Here is a 25,535-nt window from a genome sequence, read left to right as displayed (position 1 = left end):
GTTGTTCTTATTTGGTTTAGTCAAACCGGCCGTGTTTCAAACCGGAGTTTTGTATTTATATGTAGCGGTCCGAATTTCTGTATCATATCTCTGCGGGCCGCTGCTGAGAGGTTCGCCCAGAACGCGCCAGTATGATCAGAAGAATTCCAACAATGACCATCGGTGTGGACAGGATCTGACCCATAGTCAGCCCCCCTGTTCCCCAATGGATTGCATGACCGATCGGGTTGTCAGGGGTAATAAACTGCGCGTCTGGCTGTCTGAAAAACTCGACAAGAAATCGAGCACTGCCATATCCCACGAGAAAGACGCCCGTCAGACCGCCTGGTGTGCGTAGCCATCCGCGCCGCCAGGCGAGGATGATCAGGATCAGGCCAAGAACGAGACCTTCCAAAAGTGCCTCATAGAGCTGCGAGGGATGGCGGGCACAGATGCCGACGACGCCTTCACAATATTGGGCCGCGTCACCCGGGAACGCGACGCCCCATGGCACATCCGTCGGACGACCCCATAATTCGTTGTTGGTAAAATTCGATAACCGGCCAAGGAACAAGCCGGGCGGTGTTGCCAACGCAAGAAGATCGGCGGTGGGCAAAATTGGTATGCCGTTGCGATAACAAAACAACAGACCGGCAACGACAACGCCAAAGAAACCGCCATGAAACGACATGCCACCTTGCCAAACCATCAGGATTTCGGTGGGGTTCTGGAAATAATAGGCAGGTTGATAGAACAGCACGAACCCTAGCCGTCCGCCGATAATGACGCCGAGAATGATCCAGGTGACCAAGTCTTCGAGTTGTTTTGTCGTCATCGGTGGCGTGCTTTGCGCCCACAGGTCCGCACGTGCCAAAGCCCTGCGGATCATCCACCATCCCAGCAGGATGCCGACGATATAGGCCAAGGCGTACCACCGCAGAGCGATGCGAAAGTCCCCGATGTCAAAGCCGAAGGCTTCGGTCCCGATCTCCGGAAACGGAATATAAAGTGGCAACATTGGTCATTTCCTCTCTTGAGGTCTGCATTGAATGTGTGACAGGCGGGGCAAATCGGTCAGAGAACCAGTACAGAAATTCCCCAGGTGATCAGCGCGATTCCAAGTGGTTTTGTCAGGTAACGCCCGACATCAGGCAGTTTTTCCAGCGTCATCATGAGGGTCGCCCCCCCCATCCAAATCAGGTCCATCGTGCCGCCGACAAATCCGATGACCATCAGGCCCCAGCAGCAGGCCACGCAGTAGGCACCGTGGTGCAGCCCCATATAGACGCCGCCGCCAAAGCCGGGCCGCCAATGGGCCAGAAACTGGAACATCGGGGATCGGCAATGCGCAAGACACCGGTCCTTGAGCGCCGTAAACTGGTATAGTCCCGCGGCAAGCAGGAGAGCGGCAGAGAAGATTTTCGACACCGACTGCCCCATAGAGGTCAAAAGACCCCATTCAATGAGGTTGAATTGTGTAGTGGCAATCAGACCTGCAAAGCCGATCCAGACGATGAAAAAGCCAATCACGACGCCAATGGATCCTGCCCGGCTTCCATTGGCCGATACAATAAGGTCCTCGTAGGCGCGCATGGTTGGGACAAAGGTCGGCCCCATCATCGCGGCCATCATGATGGCCCACATGATGAACAAGCGGAACAATTCGCTCGGCATCATCGACATGGGCGCTGTCGCCATACTGTACATCACCCACCACGCCCACAAGACGATGGCAAAAAAGGTCAGCCAGAAGACGTTTCGGAAGATGGTTTGCTGCATTCTGTATTCACCCTTTGAGATGATGGGAGGATTTATGTGTGACAAGTCATCTAGCACGACGCATTAAGACAGCGGCGATCCAGATTCCAGTCAACAAGAGGCTTAAAAGCGCGTTCCAGCTCGCCATGGACACGGTGAATAATGCCCAGACCACTTCGTCACAGATGACGATGTTTGATGGGCCTTCTGTGACAAAAGGTCTGCTCCGGACAGTGAACTCGGATCGAACCCAGACCCTGAACAGGATGTCGGACCCTGCCACCAATCACGCTCGACCCCAGTATGAAATAGACCAATCGCGGCGGTGGTCGCTGTTGCGGCCGCCCCAAGCAAATACAGACCCCAATGCCGCAGACCCAGCAGTACCAAAACCCCGACCACAATCGCAATCGCCTGTGGATAGCGTTGCCAGATACACATGGCGCAGGGGGCGTACCCTATGGCCTGAAAGGTCCAGGCTCCGGCCAGAAGCAGAAATGATCCGCCGGACGCAGCTAAAGCGACGTGATGGGATGATGTGGCCATGGGGAAGACCCTTGTCGTGACAATCCGTTTAGGTGTGAACGATCACACCAACAGCGTCCATCGCCTCAAGCCTCAATCTAGGACCTGTTTTGTATTGTTTTGTCGCGTGGATTGGTCCGCGTCCTCGCGCGGTGCAATCCACTGCCCCAGGTAAAAGCGCAGTGCGATGAACACCATCACAATCGCAACAGCAGCAATTGCCACAATCCACGGGTCAGACTGCAGTTTCATGCCGCTGAATGCGATCAGAACAACGGCATCAAAAAAGAACGCCGACAGGATCACCAACCCGTTTGCGCCGATCTCAGACTTGAGGTTTTTCCACACGCCCCAGTGAATGGTCATGTCCACCACGAGATAGAAGAACGCCCCCAGCGATGCGATACGCGACAGATCAAAAAAGACTGCCAGAACGGATGCGATCACGACCGTGTAAACCAGCATATGACTGCGGATGGAACCGGACATGCCGAAATGACTGTGTGGGATCATCTCCATCTTTGTCAGCATCGTCAGCATCCGGAACACTGCGAGGACGCTGGCCAGAACACCCGAGGCCGTGGCGACGGCGGCCAAAAGCACCGTCAGATAGAACACCACCTGCCCCGAAGGATTGGGCCTCACCTCCATCGGCGGCAAATTGAAACCCGCCCGCCCACAAAGCTGCGATGCCGAACAATGCGATGCCGCCGATCTTGATGTAGGTGTAAGCGTTTAGGCTTTATACGAAGGCCCCAGCGATGAAGGCCATTGGAAAATACGGGCCGGCCAACTGTGCGATCTGGCCGGTCAGGGCGAAAATTCCCGCCCCGTCGTGTCGACAAAATTGGCTGCGAAAGATGTATGACTTTGTAACTGACAGGCAGACCTGTCGGCGATTTCTAGACGGGATCGGCAGTCTCTCCGGACAAATCGCTCAGGATCGGGCAATCGGGTCGGTCGTCCCCGTGACAGGATTGAACCAGCTCCTGCAGGGTTTCACGCATTGCGCGCAGCTGGCTGATCTTGTCGTTGATTGCGGTCAAATGATCCTGCGCCAGTGCCTTGACCTGCGCGCTTTCGCGGGTCTCATCCTCGTAAAGGCTCAGCAATATGCGGCAGTCCTCGATCGAAAAGCCGAGCGTTCTGGCGCGGCCCAGGAACGCCAGCTTGTAAAGATCGGTTTCACGAAAAACTCGGTATCCATTGTCATGGCGCTTGGGTCGGATCAATTCGATATCTTCGTAATAGCGGATCGTCTTAGGGGGCAGCCCAGATCGCTTTGCCACTTCGCCGATGTTCATGAGACGGGCCTCCTATTCTGCTGGTTGGGTTTGGATCGTGCCAGCACGCACAGCTGGCTGTGCCTCTTCGCGCATGGCGGGCGTGATACGCCGCAGTCGCAAAGCATTCGTCAGGACAGACACAGACGACAGGGCCATCGCACCGGCCGCAAACACCGGCGACAGCAACAGCCCGAACGCGGGATAAAGCACACCTGCGGCAACAGGGATGAGCGCCACGTTATACCCAAACGCCCACGTCAGGTTTTGCCGAATATTGGACATCGTCCGCTTCGACACCTCAACCGCATTAACAACCCCGCGCAGGTCACCGGACATCAGGACCACGTCAGCAGATTCAATGGCGACATCCGTGCCCGTGCCGATCGCAATGCCAACATCCGCATGGGCCAGTGCGGGCGCATCGTTGATCCCGTCACCGACAAAGGCGATCTTGCGCCCCCCTGCCCGCAGATCATCGAGTGCCGCGACCTTACCGTCGGGCAGCACCTCGGCGATGACAATATCAATACCGGTTTCCGCGGCAATGGCTTCGGCGGTCTGCCGTTTGTCGCCAGTGATCATCGCGACCTTGAACCCCCGTTTGTGCAAGGCTTCAATGGCTGCACGGCTTGCCGGTTTTACCGGATCGGCGACTGCGATCACGGCGGCCAGCGCACCGTCCACTGCCGCGAACAAGGCCGTCCTGCCACGCTGGGCAAGGTCATTCTCGGTCTCGGTCAAGGGGGCGATATCCACACCCTCGCGCCGCATGAACCTGTCCGCCCCGATCAGCACCGTCTTGCCATCGACCTGCGCGGACACGCCAAAGCCGGTAAACGACTGGAAATCCGTTGCCGTCAATTGGGCAACACCTTCGCTGCGGGCCCCGCGCACGATGGCCTCTGCGATGGGGTGTTCGGACTGCGCCTCGACCGCCGCGATCAGGGACAGCACGGCGCCGCGATCCATGCCATCTGCGACGATGACATCCGTCAAAGTGGGTTCGCCTTCGGTCACCGTGCCGGTCTTGTCGAGGGCGATAACATTGACCTCGGCCAGTTCCTGCAGCGCGTCACCCTTTCGGAACAGCACCCCCATTTCGGCGGCCCGCCCAGTGCCGACCATGATCGAGGTCGGCGTGGCCAGACCCATGGCACAGGGACAGGCAATGATCAGCACCGACACCCCTGCGACCAGCGCAAATGTCACCGCAGGATCAGGCCCGATCGCGATCCAGACCAGAACGGTCAGGGCTGCAAGCACCATGACCGCCGGCACGAACCAGAGTGTTATCCGGTCCACCAGCCCCTGAATGGGCAGTTTTGCGCCCTGAGCGTCCTCAACCATACGGATGATCTGCGCCAGTGTCGTGTCGCTGCCCACGCGGGCGGCGCGGAATGTCAGGCTGCCCGTGCCATTCACGGTGCCGCCGGTCAGGCTGGCCCCGCTGGTCTTGGCCACTGGCACAGGCTCGCCCGTGATCATGCTTTCATCGACATTGCTGGTGCCATCGGTCACCTCACCATCGACCGGAATGCGTTCACCTGGGCGCACAAGAATTGTGTCGCCCACACGGAGTTGGTCAACGTCCAGTTCGACAGTCTCGCCGTCGCGCAGGACGCGGGCGGTGCGGGCCTGCAACCCCAACAGGGCCTGAATGGCCGCGCCGGTCTGCCCCTTCGCACGGGCCTCCAGCCAGCGGCCCACAAGGATCAGCACGACGATGACAGCGGCAGCTTCGAAATAGACCGCACGGATATCATCGGGAACCAGATTTGGCAGGAATGTCGCGATCACGGAATAGGACCAGGCGGCCCCTGTGCCCAAAGCCACAAGGCTGTTCATATCCGGTGCGCCCCTGAACAGCGCCGGAAAGCCCTTGGTAAAGAAATACCGTCCCGGCCCAAACAGAACGATCGTGGTCAGGACAAACTGGATGTACCACGACACCTGCATCCCGATGCTGTTTTCAATCGCCATATGGAACGCGGGAATAAGGTGCGCGCCCATTTCCAGAATAAAGACCGGCAGCGTCAGAAGGGCTGCAAAGATCACCAGCCTGCGTAAACCCTTGGCTTCATCTGCCTTTCGGTCCGCACGTGTCTGCGACGCATCTTCCTGCGCTACGGTCGCGGGGTATCCCATGTCGGTGGATGCCTGCGCGATCTGATCAACGGTCACGACACCTTCAACATACTCGACCGTTGCGGTTTCTGCCGCCAGATTGACGGAGGCCGAAACCACCCCGGGAACACCCGCCAGCGCCTTATCCACCCGCCCCACGCAGGACGCGCAGGACATGGACCCGACGGTCAGCACCACACGGGCCGTTCGGGCGGGATATCCCAAATCCTCAAGGGTGCGCACAACATCTGTTGCTGCCGAAGGATCGTTCGCCTGAACCGTCGCGGTTTCCGTCGCAAGATTCACTTGCACCGTGTCGACGGTCGGCAGATCGCTCAATCCGCGTTCAACACGGCTGACGCAGGAGGCGCAGCTCATGCCATTTACGTTGAAGGTCATCGTCGATGTAGAGGTCATATCATGGTCCTGAATCAGCTTTCAGACCTCATATAGGCCTTCCAGTTGCTGGAAGCTCAAGACTTTTTCGTGATCGATCAGAATAATCGTAGCAAAACGGCAGAGCTGAGCAGGACAACGACCCCCCCGGCCACCACATGCAGCAATCCGGAAACGACCAGCAAAGACGCCGCATTGCCGGTCTGAATGGCCCGCCGCGCAAAAACACCCGAGGACGCGACACCCGCATTCAGCAGGGCGGTTCCCAATCCCATCGCAATGGTGCCAAGAACACCGAGCCAGATCAGATCGAGGCGCACTGCGATGATCAGCAGGAACAAGGCGCCCGAACAGGGGCGGATCGCAATCGTAATAATCAAGGCCGCTGTGTCGTACCATCCTCGTGTTTGCGCGACATCATCGGCCGTTGGACCATGGGCATGGCCACAGCATGATGCGTCGTTGCGGCGGCGCATATGGTCAGACAGCTGTCGAAGTCCTCTCAGGACAAGAATACCACCAACGCCTGCGATCAGAAGATAACTTAGCGGCATAAGCCAGCTTTCCACCATGTCGACCGCCCCTGAACCGGACAATAGGCTCGCACCGCCGACGAAACCCAGAACGAGTGCGATTGCCGTAGCGGACTGCGCCAGCGCCGATGCAAACGACAGTATGATCATCCGTCGGTGCGTGGAGTCTGTCGCGACAGACGCGCCACCCAGCAGGATCTTGCCGTGACCCGGACCTAAGGCATGTACGAAACCATAAGCAAAGGTGGCTGAGCACAGCGCGATAATCGCCCAGGGATCGCCGGATCGGGCTGCCTGCAGTCCGCGGGCCATGGCGTTCTGAAATTCCCGTTGCGCCTGCACGGCCCAATCCAGAATGACCGGCCATTGAAGATACAAAAGCGCGGCCGTGATCAGAAGCCCGCTGCCCGTCATGATCATGCGGCGTTGCATGTCACCTCCAACGTGTCAGTGAAAGTCGCACCGACATTGACATCCTGTGGGGTCTCTTCCCGGCTCAGTTGAGCCAGCATGTCTGTCAGGTCTTGCGTGTCATCGGATGGCGTAAAGGGGTCGATATTGCCGGAGCATCGTCCGTTGTCTCCGATGAAATCCGGCGCATCTGTCAAGCTGAACGCGAAGAAATAGGTGCGTTCGTAGAACTGTGCCTGAAGGCCCGTGTCCGAAAGCGCGACAGGCGTCGTCAGATCCCTGAAAAACGAAACTTCGAGGCGGTCGCCGACCAACCGCGCGGTCAGATCGCGTGGCCAGTCGAGGGAGACGGTCTGTCCCATCACCGTCAAATGGGCTGAACCGTCGAAATCGGACGGAAACTCTCCCAATCGTTCTTCGACCAAAGCACGATCTTGATCGGTAAAATCCGCACCCTGCTCCGGGATGATCCCGATGTCTGACAAGAGATAGAGTGTCTCGAAGGCATCGTAGCGCCACGTCACCACTATGCTGCCAAGCTGCCCGTCTTCCAGAAATATGAAGTCGATGCCGCCGTCGACGAAAACATGAGGATGCGCGCGAGCTGTCCCCCCTAGAATGATGAAGAGCACGCTGCAAAATACGAAAAGCAAGCGCATATTCCATTGCCAAAATGCGAACGCCTGAGACACTTTTTTGCTCCTCGGGTTGCGGACGCCGACGTTATGACGCGGGAACAGCCCCTATGCCAGCGCCGCCTCTGTCGTGAAATGTAATCGGCAGCGCACTGGCCTAATGACGCCAATCGTTCTAGCTGCTTAAAAAGCGGTTTTTGTGACCGCAAAGTCTTACACTAGGGAGCCAAAATGCTATTTCGCGTACCAAACATGAGCTGCGGACACTGTGTCTCGACGATAACCAAGGCCGCGCATGAGGTTGACGCTGACGCCTTAGTTAAGGCAGATACTGATCTGAGGCAGGTAAACATCGTCACGAAGGCGGATCAGGACGCGATGCGTCGGGCTTTGGAAAAAGCCGGTTATCCGGCAGAACCGTCTATTTAAATATTGCCTTCGAAAGGACAGCCATGACCCATCTCAAGATGCCTGCCGCTCTATTGACTATGACGGTTGTGACAGCCTGTGCTGTTGTCGACCCTACACCGCCGGAACCGGAGAGCCCCTATCCGCAACTGCCGTTACAGGTCGTTGAAAGGGCTGCAACCTATCAGGATCTGTCGACTGCCTTTATGGATCCAACAGACAACTGCTTCTATTACATGCATGCCGGTGTCGTGGAAACCACGCGCCTGCCGCTTCGAAACACAGCAGGCGCACAGCTTTGCATAATTTCCGCTCAGGCGCAGCCGGCTTAGGCTTCGCCGATCGCGTCTTCGGGCGGATAAAGAAAAGCTGTCTTTCCAGTTTCGACATTCTCATACAGGTCGATAGCGTGTTGCTGAACCATGCGAACACACCCCGAACTTGCGCGGCCGCCGATAGACCTCTGGAATGGCGTGCCATGAATGCGCAAGTAGGTGTCGCGGTTCCCGACAAACAGATAAATCGCCCGCGATCCCAATGGGTTTTCCGGTCCCCCGTCCACACCACCGGCAAACTGTTCATATACTTCGGGCTCACGTGCAATCATGTTGGCAGTGGGCGTCCAGATCGGCCACTTTGTCTTGCGTTGCATCGTATAGGTGCCTGGCTCGTATAGATCGCCACGGGCAATGGCGACGCCATAGCGCATCGCGGTCCCGTTTTCCTCGACGTGGTAAAGATACCGCGCGACAGCATCGACGTGGATATCGCCAGGCGTCAACCCGTCATTTGCGAAGACTCGGCGCGGCAAGAACCGTTCTTCAAGCCCCCAAGGGTTCGAAGTGAAAGGGTCATAGCCGGCGGGGCGCACGTCTTCGTCCCAGATATCCCACATCAACCTGTCTGACGTTGGACGGGCGGCAAGCGGGCTTGCGATCGGGGCCGAGAAAAGCAACGTCGATCCCGCAATGAAGTGGCGGCGTGTCAGGGCACTCATATTCATCCTCTCAAAGTAGCAACAATTTCTAGACTGCAATATGTGGTTAGAGGTTCCCTTGGCTACAGGGGGGACCCCAATGTCTTCGAATGTAATCTTGCTTTGCAAGGTCAAGCGCGGGTTTATAGCGACCAGAAACGATGAGGTTTTGCTATGAACGATCAGGAAAATACGTCGGCCAAAAAGGGTTTTGGCCTCATGCACGCCGGAATGGCAGTGTGTTGTGCCATTATGTTGTTGCCCGTCGCGGGCTTCTTTATCGCGGGCGGAACCATCGCCGGTCTGATGGGCAATCTGGGCGTGTTCGTCCCTATTGCGCTTTGCATCGGCGTTCATGTCGCCATGTTTGCGGTCATGGGCAAATCCTGCCACGGATCAGATAAAACTGAAAAGACCAAAGAAGACCTGTCGGACATCCCACTGAGTCCGACGTCCATTCCGGCGACGCGAACACAGTGACGCTTGTCCCGCTCCGCGCAATGGCCTTGATGCTGCTGAGCGGTTGTGCCTGCCAAAAGGCCCTCGATGGGGTTGAAAAAGCGGCGGTGGAGCGTCCAGGGTCGGCCGTTATGCCGCAATCCTGTGACTTTGCAGGTCCCTCCACGGGGTCGGTTCAGGCGCTGACCTGCGAGGATGGACGTCAGGGATTTATCATCACCGGATCGGATTGATCGTCATGAAAAATTGGGTGCCGATACTTTGGCGACGCGCGATGCTGGCCGTTTGCCTTTGGGCTGGATTTGCCGGCGCCGCCTTTGCCGCACAGTCGGAGATTGTCCGCACCGACAGCGTGTCGGCACAACTGATCTTCGCTCAGGATGGTGTGATCCAGGGGGCAGAGACCCTCTCGGCGGCGGTCATTGTTGATCTTGAACCGGGCTGGAAAACCTATTGGCGGTCCCCCGGTGAAGTTGGCTTGCCCCCGGCTCTGACGATTGGCGGTTCCACCAACATCGGCGCTGTCGAAATCCTCTGGCCCGCCCCGACACGATTCGTCGCCTTCGGGATCGAGAACTTCGGCTACGAAGACCGCGTGGTCTTTCCTCTTAAAGTCCAATTGACCGAGGCAGGCGTACCCGCCGAAGCAAATTTTTCGTTGGACCTGTTGGTCTGCTCGGACGTTTGCGTGCCGCAATCGCTGAACCTCGATGTCGCGCTGCCCTTGTCGGATAGCCGTGATGCTGTCGCGAGCGACACGATTGCGGACGCTCTCGCCACGGTTCCGACCGACGGTCTGCCATCGCAGATCTCGGGTTTCACGGCTTTCATGGATGAGGCCAGCACGCAGCTGACAATCGCAGTGACCGCCACGCGGGCCTTCGACACAGTCGATATCTTTCCGGAATTGGGCGACGCCTCCACCTTCGGAAAACCCGATATCCGCTTCTCGCAGGATCGCAGCAGGGCCTGGGCGCAATTTCCGATCAACTATGCCGATGTTGAAACCGGGGCACCTCTCACGGTGACAGTTGTCGAACGCGGTGGTGCCGTGTTCACGGCCCAGCCGGACATGGTGGGTGCCGCCCCTGCCCCTCCGGTTGAACTGGCCGTGCCGGGGGTCAGCGTTGACACGATCCTGTGGTATGCCCTGATCGCGGTCCTTGGGGGACTGGTCCTCAATGTGATGCCCTGCGTGCTGCCGGTTCTGGCGATCAAGGTTTCGTCCTTGACGCGCAATGACGCATCACACCAGACAGATCACCGGCGTGGCCTTTTGATGACAACGCTCGGCATTCTCACGTTCATGTGGCTCCTTGCGGGGGTGCTGATTGTTCTCAAGGCGCTTGGGGCCTCCATCGGGTGGGGCATACAGTTCCAGAACCCCGCATTTCTGGCGGTGGCCCTGACGATCCTTCTGCTCTTTGCAGGCAATCTCTTTGGCGTATTCGAAATTTCGCTGCCCTCTCGGCTTCAGACCCGTATGGATCGTGCAGGCGGGTCATCGTCGTTCGGTGATTTCTTCACCGGCTTTTTCGCGGCTCTGCTCGCGACGCCGTGTTCGGCTCCGTTCCTTGGGACAGCCGTTGCCTTCGCGCTGGCTGGCCGGACTGTGGACATCGTCATCGTGTTTACCGCCCTCGGTCTTGGCCTTGCGCTCCCCTATCTCGCTTTGGCGGCCTCACCGAGACTGGCGCGGGCGTTGCCCAAACCGGGCCGGTGGATGATCTGGGTCAAATGGGGCGTGGGCGCCTTATTGGTCGGAACAGTGGTCTGGCTCGCGTGGGTGATGATCGGTGTCGCAGGCTGGCCCATCACCGCTTTGACACTGGGCGCGGGACTTGTCCTTCTGGCACTGCTCCAGGGCAGTCGCCACATCGCAAACCATCCGGTTATCGCAACGCTGACAGTTGTTCTTGCGCTTGTGCTGACCATCCAAATGCGTCCACAGCAGGAACTTGCCCCAATTGTCATCGACGATGATCTGATCGCATGGTCGACCTTTGAACGTGCGGCCATCGCGCGGGCCGTGTCGCGGGGGCAAGTGGTTTTTGTCGACGTGACCGCCGACTGGTGTGTCACCTGCAAAGCGAACAAGGTTCTTGTGCTCGAACGTGATCCTGTCAGAACGGCGCTGAATGGGTCGGACGTCGTCGCACTGCAGGCAGATTGGACAAGACCGGACGAGGCCATCGCCCGGTTCCTTGAGGACAACAACCGCTACGGTATTCCCTTTAATGCCGTCTACGGCCCGAATGCCCCGAATGGCATCATCCTGCCCGAGGTTCTGACAGCGTCAGCGGTGATGGACGCGATCCAGCGGGCGGAACTGTCAAACCTGCAGGAACGTCTGTTCCAACTGACCAACAGCAGCTTCAATCCCTGAGCGATGCCAGCCCCTGTTCAGCGGCAACCTTTCTAGGGTCAGTGTCCGGCAAGGCATCCGCAAGGGTTACAGCCGTTTCATATGCGGTCACGGCCTCATCCTGTCGGCCCAGAACGGTGTAAGCGTTCGCAAGCCTGAGCCACCCATCCAGATCGTCCGGTTCGTCTTCCAACCGTGTCGCCAAGCGGTCAACCATTGAGGCGATGAACGCGGCGCGATCTTCTTCCGACATGTCCTGCGCGGCGGCAACCTGATCCTGCGTGGGGCCGGGTTGGGTCGCCATTGGGGCAAATTGCGCCACCGAAATCGGGTCACGCCCGATGGAGGCACCGATCCGGTTCGCCTGTGCGATCAAGGTGTCCATCCAAGGATAGTATCCATCTGCCAAGTCCAGCCGCTCGATCAGCAGGTCATGGGCCGCCCCGCCCTGCCCGGATTGTTCCAACGACAGCGCGGCATAAAACGTGCCTGCGGGGTTCATCGGGCTCAATTCTCGCGCACGGGCAATCGCCGCATCGGCGCGGGGGGTCACGACACCCTGTTCCTGCGCAATCAAGGCCTCAGCCAACATGGAGAAGACCGCAGAATCAGCCTCGTCACGCTCCGCCACGACCGAATAGGCGTCTGCCGCGCGCTCGTAATCACCCAGTCGCATACGCGTCTGCCCCAGCAACATCCACCCCTCGGATGGGCCACCCTCCGGATGGGCTTGCAACTCGGTCTCCAGCCGCGATGCGAGGGCCACGACCTCATCCCGTTCCTGTCGTTCGGCCGCACGATCCGCGATGGACAGGCTCGAGATGTCGGGGTTTCCAAATTCAGCGTAGTAACCAAAGGTGATTGCGGGAACCAGCAAGGTTGCCAATAGAATTCCCATACGGCTGGTGGTGTCCATCTGTCTCGTTCCGGACGAGCCTATGCGCGATGCCTTGAGGATGTTGCGGGATACCTCCGCTCGGGCGGCTGTGGCCTCGTCTCCCGAAATCACACCCCGCTTTTCGTCGCGGTCGATTTCGGCAAGCTGATCCTCAAAGATCGCGCGTGACAGCTCGGACCGTCCCAAAGCCGCCTTTTGCGGACGCAGAGACATTAGCATGAACCCCACAGCTGCCGCACTCAGCGCCGCGAAAATAATCCAGATCATGAAGTGTTTCCATCCTGTTTGGTCGGTGCCAGCAAGGCGTCCAACTCCGCCTGTTCCACCTCGTCTAGGCCAGCGGGCTGTTGCGAAGGTCGACGACGCACCACGATAACGAAGGCCCCCACAGACAGTAAAACCAGCACAAACGGCGCCGCCCAGAGCGCGAATGTCGCCCCGTTCAACGGCGGTGACATCAAGACATAATCGCCATACCGCGCGCGAACATAGGCGATGACTTCTGCATTGCTGTCGCCCGCGACCAGACGTTCGCGCACCAGCAGCCGCAAATCACGCGCAACCCCTGCGTTGGAACTGTCGATGTCCTGATTTTGACAAACCACACAGCGCAATTTCTTGGAAATCTCGCGGGCACGTTCCTCCATCACCGGATCCGGCAGGATTTCATCCGGTTCGACGGCGAAGGTTGCACTGGCCAGCGCCAGTCCAACAAACAAGGTTGCAATAAACCTTCTCATGATCCCACCTCCGGTTGCCAATCCTCGGCGTCACGCAGGGCCGCCCGAAAGGTCTGCACCGCATCGTCGCCCACCACCGGCCCAACGTAGCGATAAAGAACGGTCCCGTCGGGTGCGACGATAAAAGTTTCGGGAACGCCGGAAATTCCCCATTCGATTCCCGCGCGTCCCGACAAATCTGATCCGATCCGCGCATAGGGATTTCCCAGCTCGTTCAGCCAGCGCACCGCGTCTTCGGGCTTATCCTTATAGTTGATCCCGAACAGCGTCTGCCCTTCTTGTTCCACAAAGGAGGTCAGAACCGCATGTTCCGCCCGACACGGCACACACCAAGACGCAAAGACATTCACAATCACCGGTCCTTCATTGCCCACAAGGTCCGCACGCTCCAGTCCCGGCATGTCCAGCCCTGCAACTGCTTCAAGATCAAAAGCAGGTGCAGGTTGGGAAATCAGGACCGACGGAATTGCGTTTGGATCCCGGTCAGGGTCAAGGCCCCACAAAAAGAATCCACCGATCACAGCCGCGATCAGCAAGGGGGCAAAGGCCAACCAGCGCATCGCGTTATTCCCCCGGAACAGGCAGAGGCGCCGGTTTCGAGGCCGCTGTGCGTCGTGGCGCGCCCACGCGCAACCTTCGGTCCGTCAACGATATTGTGCCGCCCAGCACCAACAGGGTCGATCCGATCCAGATCAGCATGACAAGCGGCTCGTACAAGATGCGCAAAGTCCAGACGTTTTCTCCTTCGACCTCTTCGGAGGCCGGCTGTGCCAGCGATGCATACAGATCACCCGCAAAGGTTGAACGGATAGAGCTTTCAGTCGTGCTTGAATCCGCAACAGGATAGTAACGGCGTTCCGGATAGAGGAATCCAAGGTCCTCACCGTCGCGACGGACACTCAAGGTCCCGCGTTCCGCGACATAGTTGGGTCCGCGGATCTGCTCGGCCTCGGTGAAGGTCACATCGAAGCCCGCAATGGAAATCTCTGTCCCCGGCGAGACAAAAAGGATCTGCTCGCTTTTCCATACACTCGATCCGACGAACCCGAAGATCGCGATGGCCAGTCCGCCATGGGCAATCGTCATCCCCCAGGACGCCCGCGGCAGGTTCCGCGCACGACGCATGGCGACCCTGAAAGGTTCATCGAACAAACGAATACGCATCGCCCACTCGCGCAGCGTCGCAAACAGAAGCCACGCCGCAAGGATCAACGACAGATACCCCAGAATTGGGCCGCCACGGACCAGATACCACAGCACCAAGCCAAATCCGACGCTCAGCACTGCGACCCATTTCAGACGGGCCGCAACCGTGCCCACGTCAGCCCGTTTCCAGGATAGGAACGGTCCCAACCCCCTCATGAAGACCAGCGGCAGGATCACGGGAATGAACCCTGCGTTGAAGAATGGCGGACCCACGGACAGTTTCTGACCGTCGTTCAGCGCCTCGTAGAACAGCGGATAGAGCGTGCCGAACAGGACAATCCCCGTGGCCGTGGCAAGGATCAGATTGTTCACCAATAGCCCTGCCTCTCGGCTGACCGGCTTGAACAGCCCGCCCCCCTCCATCGACGGCGCGCGCCACGCATAAAGCGCGAATGACCCCCCGATAGAGATCGCCAAAAGCCCAAGGATATAAAGCCCCCGCTCGGGATCGACCGCAAAGGCATGGACTGACGTCAAAAGCCCCGACCGGACAATGAATGTGCCCAGCAGTGACAGCGAAAACGTCAGGACCGCCAGCAGGATCGTCCAGCTTTTGAACGCGCCGCGCTTTTCAGTGACAATCGCAGAATGCAGCAAAGCCGTCCCCATCAGCCATGGCATGAAGCTGACGTTCTCGACCGGATCCCAGAACCACCAACCGCCCCAGCCCAGTTCGTAGTAGGCCCACCACGATCCCAGCGCGATGCCGGCTGTCAAAAAGACCCAAGCCGCCAATGCCCATGGCCGTACCCATCGGGCCCATGCGGCATCAACACGCCCCTCAATGAGGGCCGCCACCGCGAAGGAAAACACAATCGAAAAGCCGACGTAGCCAAGATACAAAAGCGGCGGGTGCAGCGCCAAACCCACATCTTGTAACAACGGGTTCAGGTCTTGCCCGTCCAACGGAGGCGGAAAAACCCGATCGAACGGGTTCGACGTGAACAGCATGAAAGACAGGAACCCCACGCTGATCCAAGCCTGCACGGACAGCGTCCGCGCCTTGGTCCCCTCGGCAATGTTGTTGCCCAGCAAAGCCACGAGCGCCCCAAACGCCGCAAGGATCAGCACCCATAACAAAAGCGATCCCTCATGGCTGCCCCATGTGCCGGAAATTTTGAACAGCATGGGCTTCAGCGAGTGTGAATTCTCAATCACGTTGAGGACCGTGAAATCACTCGTCACGAAGGCGGTCATCAAAGCAGCGAAGGCAATCCCGACAAAGACGGTCTGCCCGACCGATGTCCAAACCGCGCTTTTCATCCAGACCGCATCATTGCGCGCCGCGCCTAGAATGGGCAGGACCGATTGGATCAACGCCAATGCCAAAGCAAGGGCGAGTGCAAAATGGCCGATCTCAGGTGTCATGGCATACTCCATCGGATGTCATAGCAACCGTCAGGTATCAGACCCCCATCCTACAGTTTAGCAGTGTCATGTCGTGATTTGTAATCGATCCCTGTGACAAAACAAGACGCATCAAAACGCCACCTGTCATTGTTCCCACTGGGTTTGGTCTCATATCCTTGCGAAGAAACAAAGAAGGTCTTGAAATGCTCAGTTTGAAAATTCGCCCCATGATGCTCTCGTTGTTGTCCTTCGGCGCAATTGCCGCTGGATCCAGCGCCCTTGCCGAAAACCACCATCACAATAACGGAGATAACGGCGAAACACCCTTCGTTGAGGGGGGCGGTATGTCCGGTATGGATGGCATGTCCGGTATGGGTGGTATGTCCGGCATGGGTGGCGATCATATGGCGATGATGCAGTCCATGATGCAAATGCATATGTCGATGATGACCCAGATGGCAATGAACGGTCAGATCAGCGCCCTGTTCGATGGCAATGATGTGGACAGCGCATTGGCAGATTTCGATTCCAACGGGGACGGAATGCTGGACATGAATGAATATGCAGTATGGGACAGCCAGGCCTTGCGCGATATGATGGTCGACCGGTTCCAGAGCCTCGACGCCGACGGAAGCGGTGATGTAAACCTCGATGAATTGCAGGCCGCCTTGGACAATATGTCTGCAATGGATCACATGGGTGGTGGCATGAGCATGGACGGCATGGGCGGCATGGGCGGCGACATGGACGGCATGGACGGCATGGACGGCGATATGGACGGCATGGACGGCATGGATGGTGACGACAGCGATGGTTGATGTTCTTCTCCCTTCGCGGCGTCTGGTCCTGTCGGGTGGTGTTGCCTTGGGCCTCGTCACTGCCCTACCCCTGCGCGCCCAATCTGACACAATCTGGTCAGCGGCCGAAGCCTATCAGGCTTTGGTCGAGGACCGTATCCGCCTCGTGGATGTCAGATCCCGTGAAGAATGGATGCAAACCGGCGTGGCCGAAGGGGCATGGCCCATCAGCCTGCATGAACCGCGGTTTCTTCAGCGCCTGCTGGCCGCCAAGACCCGCGCAGAGGATCGCCCCGTTGCGGTCATTTGTGCCGTGGGCGGGCGGTCAAACGCCGTTTTGACGGGAATGTTGGACGCGGGCTATGGCGGTATCATCGATGTGTCCGAAGGCATGATGGGATCGTCGCGCGGGCCAGGTTGGATCGCAGGGGGGTTCCCCATCGTCTCAGTGGAAGACGCCCTTGAGGCGTTGCCGTCCGACCTCACCTGAAAATAAATCCTAACGCACCCGCAGCCACGTGCCCATGCCATCGGCCTGATGGCTCAGCATGTGGCAATGCAGCATCCAGTTGCCGGGATTATCAAGCACGCACAGAATGTCCCGCGTGTCGCCTGCGCGGATAAACGTGCCGTCTCGGTAGTCCCCGACGGCATCCGTTGTTGGGTCAAGCTCCCAAAAATGATGTCCGTGCAGATGCATCACGTGGTCGAACCCCGTCGCGTTTTCAATCCGCAGTCGCACGCTTGTGCCACGGCGTACATCTACCAGAGGGCTGCGTGGCAGACCGGACACATCGTTCAGCGCCCAGGTGCCGAACCCGCCGTGACCACCGCCCCCTGCCCCGCCCTGCAAGGTCAACGTCGCTTGGATCGGCTGCGATGATGGCCGTGGCATTGTATTCGGCCTCAGCGTTGGCAATGGTATGTTGCGGCGTGCGCGTGCGCCATTCACCGAAACCTGACCAATCCTGTTGCCGCCATCAAACAGCACGACGTCCCCCGTTACGTCCCCGATCACGTCGCACCGTTGACCGGGGGCCAAAACGATCTCGCCCACGGCACGCGGTGCCAACAGCGGCATTCCATCCAAGGCCACGATGTGACCGTCCACACCGCCAATCTGCACCCGATACACACGGTCAATTGACGGGTTGATCAGGCGCAGCCGAAGGCGTGCGCCCTGCTGCACACTGCGTGCGGGCATCAGCGCCCGCACAACATTGCCCATGCGTCCGGCCCCAGTGAATTGATCGGCGGGAAAGTCCTCTTGATATTGCCCCGCGTTGTCCACCAGCAGTTCGAACAGCTGTACCGTCAGATCAAGGTCTACGTCCGGTGGTGCGGCCTCTTCCACGATCAGGGGCCCGAACAATCCTCGGCTGACCTGATCGAAGGCGATATAGTGCGAATGATACCAAAACGTGCCCGCATCCTTGGCAGCGAACCGGTAATCAAATGTCCGGCCGGGCGGAATAACCTCTTGGGTAAGCACATTCACCCCGTCCATCCGGTTGGGCAGACGCAGCCCGTGCCAGTGGACCAGGGTGCCTTCGTCCAGCCGGTTGTCCACCTGCACGGATACGTCGTCCCCCTGCCCCACGCGCAGTTCCGGACCCGGCCAGCTTCCGTTGAAGCCGAGCATGGTTTGCGTCGTCTCACCGATGGTCACAGACAGGGCCTCGGGGCGCAGCCTGTGCGCCACCGATCCAGCCGAGGCAGGCCGCATAACACCGCCCACCCCGACAGCCGCGATGCTGCCCAGAAAGTCCCGCCGCGTTAGCAAGACAGCAGATCAGTTCGCTTGCGCGCGCGTCTTGTCGACTTCATCAATCAGAACCTGCGCTTCGACGTATCCGGGGATCAACGCATCCCCAATCACAAACGATGGCGTCCCGCTGAAACCAAGGGCGCGGGTCAAATCCATGGATGTGGCGATATGTTCATCAATCTCAGGGGCATCCATATCCTGCCGCAACTGTTCGATATCCAACCCGACCTCGCGCGCAATCCGAAGAACCGAAGCCTCCTCGGCCCGATCTTCCATGGCCATCATCGCAATGTGAAATTCCTCATAAAGGCCCTGATTGCGGGATGCCAAAGCGGCCCGCGCTGCAAAATCGCTCCCTTCCCCCAAGATGGGCCATTCGCGATAGACCAGCCGGACGTTCGGATCCTGCTCCACGAGGGTATAGACCTCCGGCATCACCCGCCGACAGTAGGGGCAATTGTAATCAAAGAATTCGACGACCGTAACGTCCCCATCAGGGTTGCCCAAAACGATCGCGTTGGGGTCCTGTTCAAGGCGATCGCGTTCCTCGTTCAGAACCTTCGCCACTGCGTTTTCCTGGGCTTGTTGCTGGCTGCGTTCCAAAATGGCGACGGCTTCCATAATGATACCGGGGTTCTCGCGAATGGCCTCATAAACCAGTTCTTTGATCTGTTCTTCGGTCAGTTCATCCGCTGCCGTCATCCCCGGCAAAGCCGTCGTCGCCAAAAGTGCGCAAGTGATAAGAGTCTTCATGTGGCTATCCTTTGAAATGGGTTTCATTGATTATTTTGCGCTTGTCGCGCTCGAATGTCTTCAGGCCAAGTCGATTTGATATAGGCCAGGACATTCCAGATCTCCTGATCGGTCAGTTGCCCCTCGAAGCCTGGCATCCCGCTGTCGAATTCCATTCCCCGCTGGGCCATCATTTCCACCCCACCCAACTTGGTATAGGCGAACAGGACCTCGTCAGAATGGTGCCAGGTGTGACCTGTTTCATCGTGCGGCGGCGCGGGCATACGTCCATCCGGCCCCGGTGATCGCCAGTCTGCCTGACCCTCCAGATTGGCCCCATGGCAAGCTGCACAGCTTTGCGCATAAATGGCCTCTCCGGCAACCAGATCGATGTCGGCTGACGCCACGATCGCGCCCTCGACCGCCATGTCATCGCCCAACATCCAAAAGGCTGCGGCGCCGCCGATGACCAGCGCACCGACAATTCCCGACACGACCACCTTGTTCATCAGGTCACCTCAAACCGGGTCATCATTCCCGATGCGGCATGGCCCAGCATGTGACAATGAAACAGCCAATCCCCGGGATTGTCCGCGACAAAGGCAATGTCACGGCTCCGGCCGGCGGCCAGAAGGGTCGTGTCGCGCAATGGCCCGAGGCTGCCGTCTTCGGACACCTCGTGAAAGTGCACGCCGTGAAGGTGCATCGCGTGCGGAAACGAGGTCTCGTTGGCGATCGTAAGCCGGACCTGCTCGCCACGCTCCAGCTTTGCAAGCGGTGGATCTTCCATGCGGCCGATCGCACCATTAAAGGCCCAGAACTGTCCGGCGTTGGCCAGCTCCCGGAATCCCATGTTTTGATCGCCCAACATCGCCGAGCGAAGGCCACCCATGGCACCGCCTTCCATCTTCAGCTCGATCCGTCTCGTCTGCTCCAATGACACCATCGTATGATCGTTGGGCGGCAGGGCCCCTGCCTCGGGCCGCCGGTTTGTGGATGCCCGACCGGTGACGTCAAAAAGGACCTGAGGCTGGGGTTGCTGATCGAGCATCGCCAGAATACCCGCGGCCCCACCTTCATCGGCGGTGACATCGACGATGACATCCGCACGTTGCGCCGGCCCCAGCAAAAGCGTTGCCGAAAGCGGTTCCGGCGTTGCCAGCGGCATACCGTCAAGCGCAACGATCCATCCGGCAAGACCGGTAAACTGCAATTGGAAAATGCGGGCATTCGCCGTGTTGATCAGCCGCAATCGCAGCCTTTCGTTCTGCTTGACCTGTTTGGTTAACCCGAAGGTTCCGTTGGTGACGATGTAGTTGCCGGACCGGCCGCCATGGCTCAGGTCATGGGCCGCCCCGAAGTCATCCTTAATCTGTCCCGTCGCCGGATCGACCAACCAGTCATCGAACATGAAAATTTCTTCGCGGTCGATATCAAGCGCATCTGCTTCTTCGACAATCAGCGGTCCATAAAGACCCCGGGCCACCTGTTCCATCGACCGGTTATGAGCGTGATACCAATAAGTCCCCGCATCAGGCGCGACAAAGTCGTAGTCAAAACTCGCGCCAGTCTCAACCGCATCCTGTGTCAGCCCGCTCACCCCGTCCATGGCATTATCAATGCGGATGCCGTGCCAGTGGATCGACGTGGACTGCGGCAGTTCGTTGACCAAGCGGCGCTGAACGCGCGCCCCTTGCGCCACACGGATTTCGCCCGCCGGTGTGCCGCCGTTATACCCCCAAACCTCTGTCATCCCGTATTGTTCGGGCAACAGACGTTTCATCGCGACCTGCGCGCGCAGATCCATAGGGGGTGACGCAACGGATTGCCCGAACACGGGCAACGCCGTCAGGCCCGCCCCTGCCAGCGCCCCGGCCATCAGGCCGCGGCGCGTAAGTTTTGTCTGTTCCAATTTGGTCATTCTGGTTGATCCATCAAATAAGAAGCCATCGCAGTTAGATCGTCCGCAGTCAGGTACTGAGTGCCGTAAAGGACGACTTCGCCCATGGCGTTTCCGAATGCGTCGCCTTCCGGAGTGCTTCCGGTTTTCAAGGCATAGGCAAGGCTTTCTACATCCCAGCCTCCGTCCACCAGCGACGCGGTGTCAATGGGCGGTGCATTACCGCCCCCCGGCAACATGTCGGACCCAGCAAACTTTGCAGTCTCGATCATACGGCCGCCCAGTATATTTCGGGTCGTATGACAGGCAGCGCAATGCGTCACTCCTTCCACCAGCCATTTTCCGCGGTTCCACTCGTCTGATTGGCCTTCCACCGGCTCGGTCAGGGGGTCGTACTGGTACAGCGCCCGCCACACTTTCAGAGCAGCCCGTTGATCGAACGGAAATGTCATATCCGCCACAATGGACGGGGTTTCGTTTGGCGGAACAGTCTGAAATGCGGCCCAAAGGTCCGCGATATCTTGATCCGACAGGTCCGCGTAAAACGGGTAGGTGAAGGCAGGGTAATAGGGCTCACCCTCCGGCGAAATGCCCTGGCGTACCGCCACGGCAAAATCCTCGATGGACCAATCTCCGATACCGTACTCCGGATCCGTCGTCAGGTTCGGTGAATACAGCGTCCCGAACGGCGTCTCGAGGGGAACACCCCCCGCCAGCGGCGCGCCGCCTTCGGCGTTGGTGTGACAGGCGATACAGCCGGCCGCACGCGCCAAATAGGCCCCGTTGCCGACATTGCCGTCCAGCGATGCAAGAGTATCAGGGGGAGGTGTTCCAATCGGCCACGCATAGACTGCGCCAAGGCCGACCGCCGCCGCAGCGGCGATCGCACCTGCGCCCTTCCAAAGGCGCCGCATATCAGTTTCCTTCCGCGCGATACTTTGTGTGGCACGCTAAACAGGACTGACCGACCTGTGAGAACAGGTCATCAACGGGCAAGGCCGCCAGCGTGGTCAGATCCATGACTTCAGGTGCGGCAGTGCCCATCATGGCACCCATGCCGGTGTCGGTCGTCATCGTAGATCCCGTACCCATCATATCCGTTGCAGATGCGTCACCGCCCTCGGCGCTGCCCAAACCGTTGACAGATGCCAATTCCAAAGCCTCACCCAGTAGCTCAAGCCGCATGGCAAGGGCCTCAAACTCTTCCCAATCGGTCCAGACCGCGTCTTGTGCTTTGGACACACCGCCGCCTGATCCTTCAGGAAAGAGTTCCGTCATCGCCTCGCCGGCATGCTCTTGCACGATCTGTGCGAACGCTGCGACCGCATCCGCGTCATAGTCGGTTTGGCCCCGCATCATCGGCGTGACGTCGCGCACACCGTCGCGCAAGGCCACCATGCCGTCCATCCGTTCCTTGACCACACCCGTCGCGCCAGTGTGCGCAAGCGCGATACTGCTGATCAGACCCCCCGCAAGGGCAAATCCGACCGTCATCGTTTTCATTTTCGAGTTCATTTCATTTCTCCAATTTTCCTAGATTTCCTAACCGAAGGTCAGGACGCTATTGGAACCGGAGGATCTTGTTGCAGCGCTGCCCCAACAGGTTGGGTATCTCTCACGACGATATGGGCCGAAGGAGAATAAGACATCGCCGTCCATGTCTCAAAAGTGGCAGGGAAAAGGGTCACGACACATTCGATCTCGCCGTGGCAATGCGGTTCTGGCTCATCAACATCCAGATGCGGCACCGTTTCAGCAACTTCATGCACGGCCACATGCGCCTGTGTTTCGCTCGGAACGACGGATGCTATTACAGATAGCATCAGCACGACCAAAAACGTATTCAGGAATGAAAATGGGCGGACCACGCTCAGAAGATCCCGTTCTCGCGCTGAAGCTCCCGCACGTAGGTCGCGACCAATTTGACGTCGCCCTCGGTCAAACCCTCGATGGCTGGCATATTCCCAAAGTCCCAATGGTGCGCACGGACCCCGTTTCGAGCAGCAAGCACAAACGCCATGTCCGAATGATGGTTCGGCTCGTATGTTACGTGCACTAAGGGCGGTGCGACACCATTCTGGCCCGCCGCGTTCTCTCCGTGGCATACCGCGCACTTCAGGTTGAAAATGTTCTGACCCACCAATGCCGCTTCGGAAAAGGTTTCGGGCACTGACACGTTTGCGATTGGCGCGCCAGCTTCGATGTCGCTCAGGTCCGGTGGAGTCATCGAATGACCAGCCGGATTGGGTGCCGCGAAAGTCTGGTATCCAACATAGCCGAGCCCGACCACGAAGAACAGGCCAATCAATATTCCTGATCTGTCCATCAGATTAATTTCACCTGTGTTCCAACCGGAGTCCGGTCATAGACCTCTTCGATCTGTTCATTGTAAAGCCCGATGCATCCATTCGACGACCGGCGGCCAATCTTGCGCGTGTCCTGTGTTCCGTGGATGCGGTAATAGGTCCACGACAGGTACAGCGCCCGCGTTCCAAGCGGATTGATTGGGTCGCCACCGGGGACAACCCGGGGCCAATCGGGGTTTCGTTCCAGCATCGACGGGGTCGGCCGCCAGGTCGGGTTTTCGCGTTTTTCAATCACAGTCGTATAACCGCGACGCGTCAACTCATCCGTCATCGGGACGGACGTCGGATAAATTCGCATCTCGCCATCTGCTGTCCAGTGCTGCAAAGCACGGGTGATCGTGTCCGAGATGATGATCCCGCGGCCCAAGCTGTCGAAATGATCCCGCCAATCGTGCGGCGCGAAGGACGCGACATTGCGCTCCGGTGATCCATTTTGCAGGTCTTGTGCACTCACGATTGCGGGTGCGGCCAGAAAACTGCCGCCACCGATCAAGGTCGCCCTACGCGTCCATTTCACATTCTTCTGCACCATCTCGATACCTCGTATAATTCTTTCTGGCGGTCTAGCATCGCTGGTCATCCATGTGATGTATCAAAATGTAACCCGCGGAAATAACGGCAGATGATCGCTGCAAAAAAGCACCTGTTCACAGCGGCAGCGAAATGCGTGCCTCAAGTCCGCCCTCGGGCAGATTTCGCAAAGTCAGCTGACCCCCGTGAAGCAAAACGACACTCCGAGTGATCGACAGACCCAGCCCTGTTCCACCCGTTTTTCGGGATCGGCTATCTTCCAGCCTGACATAGGGTTCAAAAACCTGATCAAGTTTTGCCTCAGGAATGCCTGGGCCCTCGTCGCGGACTGAAATGACCACTTCGGTAGAATTTTTCTCCCAATCGATGCTCACCCGATCCCCATATCTGACACCGTTCTCGATCAGATTTCTCAGCGCCCGTCCCATTGCGACAGGGCGCACGAGAACTGTAACATCGTCGGCATCGGACAGTGCCGCATCGCTATGTTCCGCGCTGCGGGCCACCAGCTCGCGTAGGGACACTTCGTGTACCGTCTCATTCTCGCCCACGCCACTCGCATAGGCCAATGTCGCGTCAATCATGTCCGACATTTCGGCAATAGACCGTCCCAATGCAGCGTGTGTTTCTTCATCGTCGACCATTTCTGACTGCACGCGCAGCGCCGTCAGCGGCGATCTTAGATCATGAGCGAGAGCGGCCAGCATCAAAGTTCGGTCGGACACGAACCGGCTCAACCGACCCTGCATGGTGTTGAAGGATTGTGTCAGCCGCTGCACTTCGAACGGTCCGGATTTCGGCAAATCATCGATATCTCCGCCCCGTCCCAATGTTTCGGTCGCACGCGTCAAGGCGCTCAAGGGGCGTGTCAGCTTGGCGATGACAAACCAAAGAAGAACGACAACAATCAATCCGCCCGATATGATGAACGAGGTGAGTGACGCACCAGAAACTTGCCAGGGTGGTCGTTCAAACCGGGTGCCGACGTTAAGCCAATCCCCACCGGACAAGGCGATCGACATTTCCAGTTCGATCGTCGAAACCGTCCCGCGCATCATCTGTGCATGAAGCTCCGCCATATCCGGCGTCAGGTTTGGGACGGGAAGAAGTTCCTGACTGATCTCGTGCACCTCGACGCGGATCGCACGGCTGAAATTGTCACCCATAAGGGCGCGCACCCTCGCGCTTACGACAGCATCTTCGTGGTGCTCTCCCTCACTGACGCTGGCCTCTCTGGCTATATCAAATCTGACAAGCGGGGAGTTTGCGGCCTGCACGATCTGCTCTCGAAGGTTGGGTGGAGCATCCTCAAGCAGCTTTGCGACATTGGCCGCCCTGCCAGCGGCCCCAGCGCCCAATGCGGCCTGAATCGCAAGCGACCTTTCGTCCGTC

General features: G+C 58.5%; 29 protein-coding genes and 1 pseudogene. 6 read left to right on the top strand and 24 right to left on the bottom strand.

Annotated elements, in window-relative coordinates:
* Nucleotides 1-82 precede the first annotated feature (82 nt).
* The 9 genes and pseudogenes from lgt to ACTG36_RS12820 all read right to left on the bottom strand — a co-directional run bounded on the left by lgt (nt 83) and on the right by ACTG36_RS12820 (nt 7,671).
* Nucleotides 83-997 (bottom strand): prolipoprotein diacylglyceryl transferase, encoded by a 915-nt coding sequence (gene lgt / locus ACTG36_RS12860; protein ID WP_375280884.1) that lies wholly within the window; start codon nt 995-997, stop codon nt 83-85.
* Nucleotides 998-1,053: 56 nt separating this feature from the next.
* Nucleotides 1,054-1,758 (bottom strand): DUF2182 domain-containing protein, encoded by a 705-nt coding sequence (locus ACTG36_RS12855; RefSeq protein ID WP_375280883.1) that lies wholly within the window; start codon nt 1,756-1,758, stop codon nt 1,054-1,056.
* 46 nt (nt 1,759-1,804) lie between these two features.
* A complete protein-coding gene (locus ACTG36_RS12850; protein ID WP_375280902.1) occupies nt 1,805-1,885 on the bottom strand; it encodes a hypothetical protein in 81 nt (26 codons plus the stop codon).
* Nucleotides 1,861-2,283: a disulfide bond formation protein B gene (locus tag ACTG36_RS12845; protein ID WP_375280882.1), complete on the bottom strand. Its 423-nt coding sequence runs from the start codon at nt 2,281-2,283 to the stop codon at nt 1,861-1,863. The genes ACTG36_RS12850 and ACTG36_RS12845 overlap by 25 nt, the downstream gene beginning before the upstream one ends.
* Nucleotides 2,284-2,355: 72 nt before the next feature.
* Nucleotides 2,356-2,889 (bottom strand): annotated as a pseudogene (locus tag ACTG36_RS12840) (amino acid permease); the annotation flags it as partial.
* Nucleotides 2,890-3,164: 275 nt separating this feature from the next.
* Nucleotides 3,165-3,566: a Cu(I)-responsive transcriptional regulator gene (gene cueR, locus ACTG36_RS12835; RefSeq protein WP_375280880.1), complete on the bottom strand. Its 402-nt coding sequence runs from the start codon at nt 3,564-3,566 to the stop codon at nt 3,165-3,167.
* A gap of 12 nt (nt 3,567-3,578) precedes the next feature.
* The gene (locus tag ACTG36_RS12830; RefSeq protein ID WP_375280879.1) at nt 3,579-6,089 is read right to left on the bottom strand and encodes a heavy metal translocating P-type ATPase; all 2,511 of its coding nucleotides are present in this window, start codon (nt 6,087-6,089) and stop codon (nt 3,579-3,581) included.
* A 77-nt stretch (nt 6,090-6,166) separates the two neighbouring features.
* Nucleotides 6,167-7,033: a nickel/cobalt transporter gene (locus ACTG36_RS12825; protein ID WP_375280878.1), complete on the bottom strand. Its 867-nt coding sequence runs from the start codon at nt 7,031-7,033 to the stop codon at nt 6,167-6,169.
* Nucleotides 7,018-7,671 (bottom strand): DUF1007 family protein, encoded by a 654-nt coding sequence (locus tag ACTG36_RS12820; RefSeq protein WP_375280877.1) that lies wholly within the window; start codon nt 7,669-7,671, stop codon nt 7,018-7,020. Before ACTG36_RS12820 ends, ACTG36_RS12825 begins: the two co-directional genes overlap by 16 nt.
* A gap of 207 nt (nt 7,672-7,878) precedes the next feature.
* Here ACTG36_RS12820 and ACTG36_RS12815 point away from each other — a divergent pair, with 207 nt between their 5' ends.
* Together ACTG36_RS12815 and ACTG36_RS12810 are read left to right on the top strand one after the other, a co-directional pair.
* Nucleotides 7,879-8,076, top strand: a complete 198-nt coding sequence (locus tag ACTG36_RS12815) for a heavy-metal-associated domain-containing protein (protein ID WP_439142542.1) — start codon at nt 7,879-7,881, stop codon at nt 8,074-8,076.
* 23 nt (nt 8,077-8,099) lie between these two features.
* Nucleotides 8,100-8,387: a hypothetical protein gene (locus ACTG36_RS12810; RefSeq protein ID WP_375280875.1), complete on the top strand. Its 288-nt coding sequence runs from the start codon at nt 8,100-8,102 to the stop codon at nt 8,385-8,387.
* Here ACTG36_RS12810 and ACTG36_RS12805 read toward each other — a convergent pair.
* Entirely contained in the window at nt 8,384-9,052 is a 669-nt protein-coding gene (locus ACTG36_RS12805) for a L,D-transpeptidase (protein ID WP_439142540.1), read from the bottom strand. The genes ACTG36_RS12810 and ACTG36_RS12805 overlap by 4 nt on opposite strands.
* A 153-nt stretch (nt 9,053-9,205) precedes the next feature.
* On the opposite strand from ACTG36_RS12805, the gene ACTG36_RS12800 reads away from it, so the two are divergent.
* Nucleotides 9,206-9,511, top strand: coding sequence for a DUF2933 domain-containing protein (locus ACTG36_RS12800; RefSeq protein ID WP_375280873.1), 306 nt, complete (start codon nt 9,206-9,208; stop codon nt 9,509-9,511).
* Nucleotides 9,512-9,728: 217 nt separating this feature from the next.
* Nucleotides 9,729-11,876 (top strand): protein-disulfide reductase DsbD family protein, encoded by a 2,148-nt coding sequence (locus ACTG36_RS12795; RefSeq protein WP_375280872.1) that lies wholly within the window; start codon nt 9,729-9,731, stop codon nt 11,874-11,876.
* Here ACTG36_RS12795 and ccmI read toward each other — a convergent pair.
* The 4 genes from ccmI to ACTG36_RS12775 are packed head-to-tail and all read right to left on the bottom strand — an operon-like array spanning nt 11,866 to nt 16,067.
* Nucleotides 11,866-13,020 (bottom strand): c-type cytochrome biogenesis protein CcmI, encoded by a 1,155-nt coding sequence (gene ccmI / locus ACTG36_RS12790; RefSeq protein ID WP_375280871.1) that lies wholly within the window; start codon nt 13,018-13,020, stop codon nt 11,866-11,868. The genes ACTG36_RS12795 and ccmI overlap by 11 nt on opposite strands.
* The gene (locus ACTG36_RS12785) at nt 13,017-13,493 is read right to left on the bottom strand and encodes a cytochrome c-type biogenesis protein (protein ID WP_375280869.1); all 477 of its coding nucleotides are present in this window, start codon (nt 13,491-13,493) and stop codon (nt 13,017-13,019) included. Before ACTG36_RS12785 ends, ccmI begins: the two co-directional genes overlap by 4 nt.
* Nucleotides 13,490-14,053 (bottom strand): DsbE family thiol:disulfide interchange protein, encoded by a 564-nt coding sequence (locus ACTG36_RS12780; RefSeq protein WP_375280868.1) that lies wholly within the window; start codon nt 14,051-14,053, stop codon nt 13,490-13,492. The genes ACTG36_RS12785 and ACTG36_RS12780 overlap by 4 nt, the downstream gene beginning before the upstream one ends.
* 4 nt (nt 14,054-14,057) lie before the next feature.
* A complete protein-coding gene (locus ACTG36_RS12775) occupies nt 14,058-16,067 on the bottom strand; it encodes a heme lyase CcmF/NrfE family subunit (RefSeq protein WP_439142537.1) in 2,010 nt (669 codons plus the stop codon).
* Between the two features lie 185 nt (nt 16,068-16,252).
* Between ACTG36_RS12775 and ACTG36_RS12770 the strand changes: the two genes are divergently transcribed.
* On the top strand, nt 16,253-16,867 hold the full coding sequence (locus tag ACTG36_RS12770; protein ID WP_439142535.1) for a hypothetical protein: 615 nt from the start codon (nt 16,253-16,255) through the stop codon (nt 16,865-16,867).
* Complete coding sequence (locus ACTG36_RS12765; protein ID WP_375280864.1) at nt 16,845-17,336, top strand: rhodanese-like domain-containing protein; 492 nt, start codon at nt 16,845-16,847, stop codon at nt 17,334-17,336. The genes ACTG36_RS12770 and ACTG36_RS12765 overlap by 23 nt, the downstream gene beginning before the upstream one ends.
* A 9-nt stretch (nt 17,337-17,345) precedes the next feature.
* Here ACTG36_RS12765 and ACTG36_RS12760 read toward each other — a convergent pair whose 3' ends face one another.
* From ACTG36_RS12760 to ACTG36_RS12715, 10 genes are all read right to left on the bottom strand, one after another.
* The gene (locus tag ACTG36_RS12760) at nt 17,346-18,629 is read right to left on the bottom strand and encodes a multicopper oxidase family protein (RefSeq protein WP_439142533.1); all 1,284 of its coding nucleotides are present in this window, start codon (nt 18,627-18,629) and stop codon (nt 17,346-17,348) included.
* Nucleotides 18,630-18,638: 9 nt separating this feature from the next.
* Nucleotides 18,639-19,367: a DsbA family protein gene (locus tag ACTG36_RS12755; RefSeq protein ID WP_375280862.1), complete on the bottom strand. Its 729-nt coding sequence runs from the start codon at nt 19,365-19,367 to the stop codon at nt 18,639-18,641.
* Between the two features lie 23 nt (nt 19,368-19,390).
* Nucleotides 19,391-19,855 (bottom strand): c-type cytochrome, encoded by a 465-nt coding sequence (locus ACTG36_RS12750; RefSeq protein WP_375280861.1) that lies wholly within the window; start codon nt 19,853-19,855, stop codon nt 19,391-19,393.
* A complete protein-coding gene (locus ACTG36_RS12745) occupies nt 19,855-21,267 on the bottom strand; it encodes a multicopper oxidase family protein (RefSeq protein WP_375280860.1) in 1,413 nt (470 codons plus the stop codon). The genes ACTG36_RS12750 and ACTG36_RS12745 overlap by 1 nt, the downstream gene beginning before the upstream one ends.
* Nucleotides 21,264-22,160: a c-type cytochrome gene (locus ACTG36_RS12740; RefSeq protein ID WP_375280859.1), complete on the bottom strand. Its 897-nt coding sequence runs from the start codon at nt 22,158-22,160 to the stop codon at nt 21,264-21,266. The genes ACTG36_RS12745 and ACTG36_RS12740 overlap by 4 nt, the downstream gene beginning before the upstream one ends.
* A 1-nt stretch (nt 22,161) precedes the next feature.
* Nucleotides 22,162-22,749, bottom strand: a complete 588-nt coding sequence (locus tag ACTG36_RS12735) for a c-type cytochrome (RefSeq protein WP_375280858.1) — start codon at nt 22,747-22,749, stop codon at nt 22,162-22,164.
* A gap of 50 nt (nt 22,750-22,799) precedes the next feature.
* Nucleotides 22,800-23,114 carry a hypothetical protein gene (locus ACTG36_RS12730; RefSeq protein WP_375280857.1) on the bottom strand — a complete coding sequence of 105 codons (315 nt, stop codon included), beginning with the start codon at nt 23,112-23,114 and terminating at the stop codon, nt 22,800-22,802.
* Nucleotides 23,115-23,116: 2 nt separating this feature from the next.
* Nucleotides 23,117-23,572 carry a c-type cytochrome gene (locus ACTG36_RS12725; RefSeq protein ID WP_375280856.1) on the bottom strand — a complete coding sequence of 152 codons (456 nt, stop codon included), beginning with the start codon at nt 23,570-23,572 and terminating at the stop codon, nt 23,117-23,119.
* Entirely contained in the window at nt 23,572-24,144 is a 573-nt protein-coding gene (locus tag ACTG36_RS12720; RefSeq protein WP_375280855.1) for a L,D-transpeptidase, read from the bottom strand. Before ACTG36_RS12720 ends, ACTG36_RS12725 begins: the two co-directional genes overlap by 1 nt.
* A 115-nt stretch (nt 24,145-24,259) precedes the next feature.
* Entirely contained in the window at nt 24,260-25,501 is a 1,242-nt protein-coding gene (locus tag ACTG36_RS12715; RefSeq protein WP_375280854.1) for an ATP-binding protein, read from the bottom strand.
* Between the last annotated feature and the right edge of the window lie 34 nt (nt 25,502-25,535).

It is taken from the genome of Pseudooctadecabacter sp., assembly GCF_965657175.1.
In the GTDB taxonomy this organism is placed as follows: domain Bacteria; phylum Pseudomonadota; class Alphaproteobacteria; order Rhodobacterales; family Rhodobacteraceae; genus Octadecabacter.
The sequence above is the reverse complement of the archived record's forward strand: the minus strand, read 5'-3'. Positions and strand labels throughout refer to the sequence as shown.

Bases quoted from the DNA above. Each gene is read 5' to 3' on its own strand.
- lgt (WP_375280884.1), bottom strand. From the start codon at position 997: ATGTTGCCACTTTATATTCCGTTTCCGGAGATCGGGACCGAAGCCTTC.
- ACTG36_RS12855 (WP_375280883.1), bottom strand. From the start codon at position 1,758: ATGCAGCAAACCATCTTCCGAAACGTCTTCTGGCTGACCTTTTTTGCC.
- ACTG36_RS12850 (WP_375280902.1), bottom strand. From the start codon at position 1,885: ATGGCGAGCTGGAACGCGCTTTTAAGCCTCTTGTTGACTGGAATCTGG.
- ACTG36_RS12845 (WP_375280882.1), bottom strand. From the start codon at position 2,283: ATGGCCACATCATCCCATCACGTCGCTTTAGCTGCGTCCGGCGGATCA.
- cueR (WP_375280880.1), bottom strand. From the start codon at position 3,566: ATGAACATCGGCGAAGTGGCAAAGCGATCTGGGCTGCCCCCTAAGACG.
- ACTG36_RS12830 (WP_375280879.1), bottom strand. From the start codon at position 6,089: ATGACCTCTACATCGACGATGACCTTCAACGTAAATGGCATGAGCTGC.
- ACTG36_RS12825 (WP_375280878.1), bottom strand. From the start codon at position 7,033: ATGCAACGCCGCATGATCATGACGGGCAGCGGGCTTCTGATCACGGCC.
- ACTG36_RS12820 (WP_375280877.1), bottom strand. From the start codon at position 7,671: ATGCGCTTGCTTTTCGTATTTTGCAGCGTGCTCTTCATCATTCTAGGG.
- ACTG36_RS12815 (WP_439142542.1), top strand. From the start codon at position 7,879: ATGCTATTTCGCGTACCAAACATGAGCTGCGGACACTGTGTCTCGACG.
- ACTG36_RS12810 (WP_375280875.1), top strand. From the start codon at position 8,100: ATGACCCATCTCAAGATGCCTGCCGCTCTATTGACTATGACGGTTGTG.
- ACTG36_RS12805 (WP_439142540.1), bottom strand. From the start codon at position 9,052: ATGAGTGCCCTGACACGCCGCCACTTCATTGCGGGATCGACGTTGCTT.
- ACTG36_RS12800 (WP_375280873.1), top strand. From the start codon at position 9,206: ATGAACGATCAGGAAAATACGTCGGCCAAAAAGGGTTTTGGCCTCATG.
- ACTG36_RS12795 (WP_375280872.1), top strand. From the start codon at position 9,729: ATGAAAAATTGGGTGCCGATACTTTGGCGACGCGCGATGCTGGCCGTT.
- ccmI (WP_375280871.1), bottom strand. From the start codon at position 13,020: ATGATCTGGATTATTTTCGCGGCGCTGAGTGCGGCAGCTGTGGGGTTC.
- ACTG36_RS12785 (WP_375280869.1), bottom strand. From the start codon at position 13,493: ATGAGAAGGTTTATTGCAACCTTGTTTGTTGGACTGGCGCTGGCCAGT.
- ACTG36_RS12780 (WP_375280868.1), bottom strand. From the start codon at position 14,053: ATGCGCTGGTTGGCCTTTGCCCCCTTGCTGATCGCGGCTGTGATCGGT.
- ACTG36_RS12775 (WP_439142537.1), bottom strand. From the start codon at position 16,067: ATGACACCTGAGATCGGCCATTTTGCACTCGCCCTTGCTTTGGCATTG.
- ACTG36_RS12770 (WP_439142535.1), top strand. From the start codon at position 16,253: ATGCTCAGTTTGAAAATTCGCCCCATGATGCTCTCGTTGTTGTCCTTC.
- ACTG36_RS12765 (WP_375280864.1), top strand. From the start codon at position 16,845: ATGGTGACGACAGCGATGGTTGATGTTCTTCTCCCTTCGCGGCGTCTG.
- ACTG36_RS12755 (WP_375280862.1), bottom strand. From the start codon at position 19,367: ATGAAGACTCTTATCACTTGCGCACTTTTGGCGACGACGGCTTTGCCG.
- ACTG36_RS12750 (WP_375280861.1), bottom strand. From the start codon at position 19,855: ATGAACAAGGTGGTCGTGTCGGGAATTGTCGGTGCGCTGGTCATCGGC.
- ACTG36_RS12745 (WP_375280860.1), bottom strand. From the start codon at position 21,267: ATGACCAAATTGGAACAGACAAAACTTACGCGCCGCGGCCTGATGGCC.
- ACTG36_RS12740 (WP_375280859.1), bottom strand. From the start codon at position 22,160: ATGCGGCGCCTTTGGAAGGGCGCAGGTGCGATCGCCGCTGCGGCGGCG.
- ACTG36_RS12735 (WP_375280858.1), bottom strand. From the start codon at position 22,749: ATGAAAACGATGACGGTCGGATTTGCCCTTGCGGGGGGTCTGATCAGC.
- ACTG36_RS12725 (WP_375280856.1), bottom strand. From the start codon at position 23,572: ATGGACAGATCAGGAATATTGATTGGCCTGTTCTTCGTGGTCGGGCTC.
- ACTG36_RS12720 (WP_375280855.1), bottom strand. From the start codon at position 24,144: ATGGTGCAGAAGAATGTGAAATGGACGCGTAGGGCGACCTTGATCGGT.